This is a genomic window from Brachybacterium sp. AOP42-C2-15 (assembly GCF_052377065.1).
Classification (GTDB): domain Bacteria; phylum Actinomycetota; class Actinomycetes; order Actinomycetales; family Dermabacteraceae; genus Brachybacterium.
In genome coordinates this window covers 60,943-68,804 of record NZ_JBQSWK010000022.1, presented here as the reverse complement: position 1 = coordinate 68,804, position 7,862 = coordinate 60,943, and the positions used below count along the sequence as shown (strand labels likewise).

The following is a 7,862-nucleotide window of genomic DNA, read 5'->3' as shown; positions in this document are numbered from 1 at the left end:
TGCGCCACAAGCGATGATCGTGGGACCAGGACGGGCAGGCCTGGAGCGAGGACGCTCTCCATACCGACTGTCAACCCCTACACATCGGAGCACTCCTCATGCAGAGAGTTTCCCTCGTCGCCCTTGCCCGTCACGAGCTGGGCCAGGCCCGTGAGGCCTCGAGCGGCCGGAGCGCGAAGACTGTCTTCGGAGGTCATGAGCATCAACTGCGCCAGACGGTCGTCGCTCTCCGCGCCGACGAAAGCCTGTCCGAACATGAGAACCCTGGTGAGGCCACAGTGCAGGTGCTCAATGGCCGCGTCCTTCTCAAGTTCGGGGAGGTGTCATGGAACGGCTCCCCGGGCGACCTTCTGACCGTCCCCGACGGGCCGCATTCGCTCGACGCCGTCGAAGACTCCGTCATCCTCCTGACCGTGGTCAAGCAGCTCTGAGGCGCCCACCTGATCCGTCGGTCGCGGGTTCGAACCCCTGACCAGCCAGAACGCCCCCTCGGCACCCAAGCCCATCGCTCACAGCCACTCCCGAGCCCGCGCATAACGGGCGGCCTCGCGCCGGGTGCGGGTCTGCGTCTTGTGCATGGCATTGGAGAGGTAGTTGCGGACGGTGCCCTCGGCGAGGTGGAGCCGCGCCGCGATCTCGGCGACCGAGCAGCCCTCGAGGGTTTCGCGCAGCACATCGAGCTCCCGGTCGGTGAGCGGGGAATCATCCAGCACGGCCTGCGCCGAGATCTCGGGGTCGATCCAGCGCCTGCCTGCATGCAGGGTCTCGATCACCTCGGCGATCAGGGCCGGATGGGCCGCTTTGCTCACGAATCCGCTCACGCCCAGCTTCAAGGCGCGACGGAGCACCCCGGGCCGGGCGTGTCGGGTGAGCATGAGGATCACCTGTTCGGGGCGGCGCCGCCGGATGATCTCCACCGCCGCGAGACCGTCCGTGCCCGGCATCTCGAGGTCGATGAGCAGCACATCAGGTTGATGCTCCATGACTGCATCGACAGCGGCAGCGCCATCTGCCGCTTCACCGACGACCTCGATGTCCGCCTTCAGGGGCAGCAGGGAGGCCAGTGCTGAGCGCAGCAGAGCCTCATCATCCGCGAGCACGATCCGGATCACGGGAACCTCCTCTCGACACGCTCTGACGAGGCGGGGGCAGGGGCAGGGTCCGCGGCAGGGAAGTGGGCCGTGGTGCGGAACTCGCCCCCGGCCTGCGTCGCGGTGAGCATGCCGCCTTCGCTCGCGACCCGGGCGCGTAAGGTCTCCAGGCCGCGCAGGGCCGGCGCCGGGCCGATGGCCGCGCCGTCGTTGACGATCTCGATCCCGCCGTCGGTGAGCGTGATCGAGACGCGGCTGGCCTGGGCATGGCGCAGGATGTTCGTCGTCGATTCGCGCAGCACCTGGCTCAGCAGCTCCCCGATCCCGGAGCGGGTCTCCCCGGCGCGGGTGATCCGCACCGTGACCCCGGCGGCGGCCAGGAGGTTCCGGGCGTTCTCCAGCTCGGCGCGGAGGTTGAGCCTGCGCTGGGCGTAGGCGAGGCTCTTGGTCTCCTTGATGGTCTCCTCCACCTGCGCGTACACCTCGCGGAGCTCGGTGATCGCGCGGGCGGGGTCGCGGTGGACGAGCTCCTCGGCGAGCGCGACCTTCAGGTTCACCACGTGCAGCGTGTGGCCCTGGATGTCATGGAGCTCGCTGGCGAAGCGCATCCGCTCACGCATGATCCCCAGCTCCGCCTCCGCCTCCTGAGCGACCTCCAGATCGTCGATGATCCGCCAATAGCTCTGGATCAGGAGGATCACTGCTCCCACGAACACGCTCAGCCCTCCCGGCATCACCACGAAGCGCACCAGGTCGACCCAGGTGACGGGCTCGTTCACGAAGTACAGGCCGCCGATCGCGGCGATCAGCGCCCCTACGCCGCCGATCCACACCAGGTGCCGCCCGCGTCGCAGGGGAATCAGCATCCCGCTGAGGATCGCGGCTCCGAAGAAGGCCACCGGATTGATGGCCAGCGCGGCGCTGAGGATCCAGATCGCGTAGGAGAAGGCGACGGCGAGCGCCGTGGATCGCGGATACCGGGCGGGCTCGAACTCCAGCAGCACCAGGAAGGCGACCAGCACCCCCAGGCTGAACACGAGAGCCTCCTGCCAGCTGCCGGAGGTGATGGCGACGATCGCGAGCGTGACCGGGGCGATGGCCACCACGGTGGTGATCACCGTGGCCCGGTGCAGGCGCCGTCGTGCGGTGATGGAGGTCGAGGTCATCTGCTCTGCCTCCGCTCCAGGGGTCCGACGGGCGCTCTGCTCCACTCATCATCTCGGATCCCCCGCACCACCGGAAGTGACAGAACGTCATGCCCGCTGGTGACGCAGCGCGACTGCCGTGGTGGCGCCCACGAGCGTGGAATAGCGGCATGAACTCACCGACAGTCATCGACATCGAACAACTCCACATCAGCTACGGCGATTTCCACGCGGTCAAGGACCTCACGTTCTCGGTCCGACGTGGCGAGCTGTACGCCTTGCTCGGCACCAACGGTGCGGGCAAGACGTCCACCCTGGAGGTCATCGAGGGCCACCGCCCCGCGACCTCCGGGAGGGTCAGGATCCTCGGAGAGGACCCCATGGACCGCCGGGCCGTGCGCCATCGCACCGGCATCATGCTCCAGGAGAGCGGCTTCGCCGCCGACCTCAGCGTGAGGGAGACCCTGGCCCTGATCGGTGGACTCTCCGGTCGCCAGGACCAGCCCAGCCGGGTGCTCGACGTGGTCGGGCTTACCTCGAAGGCCGACGTCAGGGTCGCTTCCCTCTCCGGGGGTGAGAAGCGTCGGCTGGACTTCGCGACCGCCGTCTACGGCTCGCCCGAACTGATCTTCCTCGACGAGCCCACCACCGGGCTCGACGTCCAGTCCCGCGACGACCTCTGGGAGTCGGTGGACCGGCTCCGTGAGGACGGCGCGACCATCGTGCTCACCACCCACTATCTGGAAGAGGCGCAGCAGCGGGCCGACAGGATCGGCCTCATGCATGAGGGCACCCTGCGGAGGCAGGGAACCGTCAGCGAGCTGACCCGCACTCTGCCCGGCACCATCAGCTTCGCCCTCGAGGAGGAGCTGGTCCCCCACCTGCCGCTGCAGAGCTCACCCACGGACCACGACAGGCAGCTGATCCGCACCGAGGATCTCCAGCAGGATCTCCACGCCCTGCTCACCTGGGCGCACGCGAGCAACACCGTGCTGCGCGACCTCGACGCCGGACCCACGCGCCTGGATGACGTCTTCCGTGCCGTCTCCCGTCACTGACCCACCGCTCACCCCACACCCTAAGGACAGATCGATGTTCACCATCGCCCGCAGCGAATTCCAACAGATCCTGCGCAACCGACTCGTCTTCTTCAGCGCCACCGTGATCCCGGTGGGCATGAGCCTGCTGCTCATCACCCAGCGGGATCTCTTCGGCCAGGTGCCCGCCGGTATGGGCCTCCTCGCCGGGGTCTTCATGATGATCCTGATCAGCATGGGCCTGTACACCACGGCGGTCTCCACCTTGGCCGCTCGTCGCCAGACCCTGTTCCTCAAGCGTCTGCGCTCCACCGCGGTCAGCGATGCGGCCGCCCTCGCCGGGATCCTCGGCCCGCCGGCCATGATCGGCCTGCTCCAGGTCACCGCCGTGCTCGTCGTACTGGCAGTCCTCACGGAGATCCCTGCGAGCATCCCGCTGCTGATCGTCTCCGCCCTGTCCCTGGTGGCGATGATGGTGGGTCTGGCCCTAGCCACGGCCGGGATCACCACGTCCCCGGAGCACGCCCAGATCACCACCCTCCCGATCACCATGGGCACCTCAGCGGTGGCCTTCTGGATCGGACTGACCGGTACCGAGGAGCTCGGCATGCTCAAGCGTCTGCTGCCCGGCGGAGCGGCGACCGAGCTCACCATCAACGCCTGGAACGGGGGCACCGGCCTGGTCGACAACCTGCTCCTGCTGCCGCCGACCATCGCCTGGGTGGCCGTCGGCGTCGCGCTCGCCCAGCGGTTCTTCCGGTGGGAGCCCCGCCGCTGAGACCGCTGCGCCGGATGAGCAACGCACCGGATACGCGACGCACATACATGCACCCATCGAAGGAGGTCCCATGACCACGCACCACGACCAGCCGGCCCATCGATCACCGTCACCCCACCCCGAGCACAGCGTCGACACGACGCTCGCCGAGGACACGCTGCTCCTGCTCTTCCAGCCCACCTCGGGAAGCATCGCCGGGGAGAACACCCTGTTCTACATCCTAGGAGGCGCGGCCCTCACCGAGCTCGCGCTGCGCGACCTGGTGCAGGCGACGGGTGATGGGACGGACCGGATCACCTCGCGCATGAGCTCCTCCCCTCACGAGGACCTGCTCCGCCCGGCATGGGACTACCTGGCCAGGAAGTCCCGCTACCCCCAGACCGTGATCTCAGCTGTCGGGCCGGACCTTCGCAGCCGGGTCATCGAGAAGCTGCTCGCGAAGGGGCATCTGCGCCGGCGCCGTACGACCCTTCTGGGCTTCATCCCCCGGGAGCGGATCGAACTGGGTAGCTCCCGGCGGGAGGAGCTGCTCTCCCAGATCCGGGCAGTGCTGGTGGATGGCGCACGCGCCAGTGCGCGGACCGGAGCCCTGATCGCGCTGCTGTCCGCGAGTGCACAGCTCCACCAGCTGGACCCGGACATCCCCTGGACCTCTGCAGTCATCCAGCGGGCACGTGAGTACGAGGCCGGCAGTGCGGGCGCCCAGGCAGCAGGCCTCAGCGTCACCCAGTCGACGTTCCTGGTCATCAGCGCGCTGGCGGCATCGGCCGCCTCCTCCGCCGCACGGAGCAGCTAGCGCCACGTCCCTTCAGCGGTTCACCGTTCATCGGCAGCGGCTGGCCCCACCTGCTGACCAGGTGGGGCCAGTCGGCGGTGAAGCGGTCGTTGAAGGGCACCGTGAGGAGCCCGCCGTCAGGAGCGCGCTGGCCCCGTAGTCTCGATGGGGGTATGACCGCGACGGTTCACTTCGAGGAGGCCGACGATGGGCAGTGACCGTGACCCCCTGACCGCGTACCTCGCCCTGCATACGACGCGGGCGCTCGAGGGCGTGCGGCATCTCGCCGCCGCACCGTCGGTCGAGATGGTCCATGACACCCGCACCTCGTTGCGCCGGCTCCGTGCGACCGTGCGCACGTTCCCGCAGTCCTTCCCCGACCTGGTCGCCGATGACGCGGACCTGCAGTGGGTCGCTCTCGGGTTCGGCGCCGTCCGGGACGCCGACGTGCTCGCCGAGCTGCTGCTGCCCCTGGCGGAGTCACTCAGCGCCACCGACGCCGACGCGCGTTCCGCTGACGCACCGTCCAGCGAGCAGCACGCGCTCGCCGCGGCCCTGACCTCCGCCCGCGAGCGGGCGCTCACGGACCTCCGCGCGCATGCCGAGGACGCACGCTGGGCGCGGGCCGTCGGCCAGCTCGAGCAGTGGAGCGCAGCGCCGCCGTCGCTCGCGATGCCCGCGACAGAGGACACGCTGCGACGCGCCCGCGACACGGTCAGGCGCCGACTCTCCGCCGCGGGCGGGCAGCCGGATGCCCTCCATTCCGCGCGCAAAGCCGCCAAGCGCTGGCGCTACGCCGCCGAGCTGCTGGCTCCGGTGGAGCCTGCCGCTCAGGCGCATCTGGAGGAGGCGCAGCAGGTGCAGGACGTGCTCGGGGAGTTGCAGGACACCGTGATCGGCACCGAGTTCCTGGACGGGCTGCAGAGCCCCGGAAGGGCCAGCAGCACCACCCTCGTAGGGCGCCTGCGGGACGCGCTGAGCGTCTCCCGGGCCCAGTTGGTGGCCCGCGCCGCGTCGTTGCTCTGACCGTCGTCGCCTCCCTGGTAGGAGGGTCCCTCAGTCGTCCCCGGCGCGCAGCGTGCGGCGCTTGACCTGCACCTGCGCGAGGCGCGACATGATCTCCTGATGCCGCTCCGCATCCCCGGGATCCGTGCGCTGCAGGCGCTGCTTGAGCACTGAGTACTCACGGGTGATCGACAGCTCGGTGAGGCGGTTCAGCAGCGAGTCAGCGAGCTTGCGCAGATCCTCCTCGTCCCGGGCCGGCAGGTCGAGGTTCGCGATCTCGACGATCATCGGCCTGATGGTCTCGCCGGCGATCTCGAGGACCTGCTCGAGGTAGCGGGCGGCATGCAGCTCCCCCGCGACGGCGTCGAGCAGGGTGCCGGCCGCGAGCATCACGTCCCACACCCCCTGCAGCGTGGGCACGTGGAAGGAGTCGTCCGGGAGCGAGGCCACCTTCTCGGGGTCCAGCAGCTGCGGCGCCTGGAGCATGACTGCGAGCGACTGCGTCTCGACCTGCCCCACGGGGTCACGGGGGTTGACCGCATCGGCCAGGCGCGCGAGCGGCAGGCTCTGCGGCGCGCCGTCGGCCCCGGATCCCCGCTCGCCGGGCCGCTCGGTCGTCGGTGCCGGCTCGTCGGCCCGGTGGCCGCCGCGGCCTTCGCTGCGGGCCGCGTCATGCACGGCGCGCAGCACGGTGCGCTCCTCCATCCCCAGCCAGCCGGAGAGCCGACGCGCATACTCGGGGCGCATCGCACGGTCGCGGATCTGTGCCACCACCGGCGCGGCCATCCGCAGGGCGGTGACCTGACCCTCGACGGTGTCGAGGTCCACCTGGGCGATCGCCGAGCGGATCGCGAACTCGAACAGGGGCCGACGGTTGGCGATGAGGTCCCGCACCGCCTGGTCGCCCTGGGTGATCCGCAGCTCGCAGGGGTCCATGCCGCCGGCCTCGACCGCGACATAGGTCTGGGCCACGAACCGCTGGTCCTCCTCGAAGGCGCGCAGCGCCGCCTTCTGTCCGGCGGCGTCGCCGTCGAAGGTGAAGATGACCTCGCCGGCCAGCCCGCGGCCATCAGTGTTCAGGCGCAGCCCGGCCGAGGCGTTGGAGTCCCCCATCACCCGGCGCACGATCTTCACGTGATCAGGGCCGAAGGCGGTGCCGCAGGAAGCGACCGCAGTGGTGACCCCGGCGAGGTGGGCGGCCATCACGTCGGTGTAGCCCTCGACCACCACCACCTGGTGCTGGGAGGAGATCTCCTTGCGGGCGATGTCCAGGCCGTAGAGCACGCTGGACTTGTGGTAGATCGCGGTCTCGGGGGTGTTGAGGTACTTGGGGCCCTGGTCGGACTCCAGCAGGCGGCGGGCGCCGAAGCCGATGGTGTTGCCGGTGATGTCGCGGATCGGCCAGACGAGCCTCCCGCGGAAACGGTCGTAGACCCCGCGCTGCCCCTGGGAGACGAGGCCGCTCGCGGTCAGCTCAGCCTCGGTGAAGCCGCGGGAGCGCAGCACTCCGGTCAGTGAGTCCCAGCCCTCCGGGGCGAAGCCCACGCCGAAGTGCGCGGCGGCCTCCTGGTCGAAGCCGCGTTCGGTGAGGAACCTGCGGCCCACTTCCGCCGAGGGGGTGCTGAGCTGTTCGCGGAAGTACTCCTCGGCGATGGAGTGGGCATCCAGCAGCCGGCGCCGGGTCCCGAAGTCGGGCCGATCCGCGCTGCCGCCGCCGCTGTCCTCGTAGTGCAGCTGGACCCCGTAGCGGCCGGCCAGCATCTCGACCGCCTCGACGAAGCTGAGGTGGCTGATCTTCTGCACGAAGGAGATGACGTCCCCGCCCTCGCCGCAGCCGAAGCAGTGCCAGTGGCCCAGCTGCGGGCGGATGTTGAACGAGGGGGTCTTCTCGTCATGGAAGGGGCACAGCCCCTTCATCGAGCCGATTCCGCCGGTGCGCAGCGTGACGTGCTCGGCGACGACCTCGTCCAGGCGGGAGCGCTCCCGCACCAGTTCCACGTCAGCGCGACGGATCAGTCCCTGGGCCACCGG

8 protein-coding genes are annotated in these 7,862 nt (G+C 69.7%); 5 read left to right on the top strand and 3 right to left on the bottom strand.

Going from position 1 to position 7,862, the window contains the following annotated elements; all coding sequences use genetic code 11:
• Nucleotides 1-98 precede the first annotated feature (98 nt).
• Nucleotides 99-431 carry a cupin domain-containing protein gene (locus ACT3SQ_RS12770; RefSeq protein ID WP_444501886.1) on the top strand — a complete coding sequence of 111 codons (333 nt, stop codon included), beginning with the start codon at nt 99-101 and terminating at the stop codon, nt 429-431.
• Nucleotides 432-509: 78 nt separating this feature from the next.
• On the opposite strand, the gene ACT3SQ_RS12765 is transcribed toward ACT3SQ_RS12770, so the two are convergent.
• Together ACT3SQ_RS12765 and ACT3SQ_RS12760 are read right to left on the bottom strand one after the other, a co-directional pair.
• Entirely contained in the window at nt 510-1,112 is a 603-nt protein-coding gene (locus tag ACT3SQ_RS12765) for a response regulator (RefSeq protein ID WP_441442952.1), read from the bottom strand.
• Nucleotides 1,109-2,257: a sensor histidine kinase gene (locus ACT3SQ_RS12760; protein WP_444501887.1), complete on the bottom strand. Its 1,149-nt coding sequence runs from the start codon at nt 2,255-2,257 to the stop codon at nt 1,109-1,111. Before ACT3SQ_RS12760 ends, ACT3SQ_RS12765 begins: the two co-directional genes overlap by 4 nt.
• Nucleotides 2,258-2,406: 149 nt before the next feature.
• Between ACT3SQ_RS12760 and ACT3SQ_RS12755 the strand changes: the two genes are divergently transcribed.
• The 4 genes from ACT3SQ_RS12755 to ACT3SQ_RS12740 all read left to right on the top strand — a co-directional run bounded on the left by ACT3SQ_RS12755 (nt 2,407) and on the right by ACT3SQ_RS12740 (nt 5,852).
• Complete coding sequence (locus tag ACT3SQ_RS12755) at nt 2,407-3,294, top strand: ABC transporter ATP-binding protein (protein WP_441442950.1); 888 nt, start codon at nt 2,407-2,409, stop codon at nt 3,292-3,294.
• A gap of 34 nt (nt 3,295-3,328) precedes the next feature.
• On the top strand, nt 3,329-4,051 hold the full coding sequence (locus ACT3SQ_RS12750; protein WP_442331693.1) for an ABC transporter permease: 723 nt from the start codon (nt 3,329-3,331) through the stop codon (nt 4,049-4,051).
• A 70-nt stretch (nt 4,052-4,121) separates the two neighbouring features.
• A complete protein-coding gene (locus ACT3SQ_RS12745) occupies nt 4,122-4,847 on the top strand; it encodes a GOLPH3/VPS74 family protein (protein WP_441442948.1) in 726 nt (241 codons plus the stop codon).
• A gap of 186 nt (nt 4,848-5,033) precedes the next feature.
• Nucleotides 5,034-5,852, top strand: a complete 819-nt coding sequence (locus ACT3SQ_RS12740; protein ID WP_444501888.1) for a CHAD domain-containing protein — start codon at nt 5,034-5,036, stop codon at nt 5,850-5,852.
• Nucleotides 5,853-5,882: 30 nt separating this feature from the next.
• On the opposite strand, the gene dnaG is transcribed toward ACT3SQ_RS12740, so the two are convergent.
• A complete protein-coding gene (gene dnaG / locus ACT3SQ_RS12735) occupies nt 5,883-7,859 on the bottom strand; it encodes a DNA primase (RefSeq protein ID WP_442331695.1) in 1,977 nt (658 codons plus the stop codon).
• Between the last annotated feature and the right edge of the window lie 3 nt (nt 7,860-7,862).

What these genes read in the sequence shown, in the direction of transcription:
- ACT3SQ_RS12740 (WP_444501888.1), top strand. Translation starts at nt 5,034, where the DNA reads ATGGGCAGTGACCGTGACCCCCTGACCGCGTACCTCGCCCTGCATACG.
- ACT3SQ_RS12760 (WP_444501887.1), bottom strand. Translation starts at nt 2,257, where the DNA reads ATGACCTCGACCTCCATCACCGCACGACGGCGCCTGCACCGGGCCACG.
- ACT3SQ_RS12770 (WP_444501886.1), top strand. Translation starts at nt 99, where the DNA reads ATGCAGAGAGTTTCCCTCGTCGCCCTTGCCCGTCACGAGCTGGGCCAG.
- ACT3SQ_RS12745 (WP_441442948.1), top strand. Translation starts at nt 4,122, where the DNA reads ATGACCACGCACCACGACCAGCCGGCCCATCGATCACCGTCACCCCAC.
- ACT3SQ_RS12755 (WP_441442950.1), top strand. Translation starts at nt 2,407, where the DNA reads ATGAACTCACCGACAGTCATCGACATCGAACAACTCCACATCAGCTAC.
- ACT3SQ_RS12750 (WP_442331693.1), top strand. Translation starts at nt 3,329, where the DNA reads ATGTTCACCATCGCCCGCAGCGAATTCCAACAGATCCTGCGCAACCGA.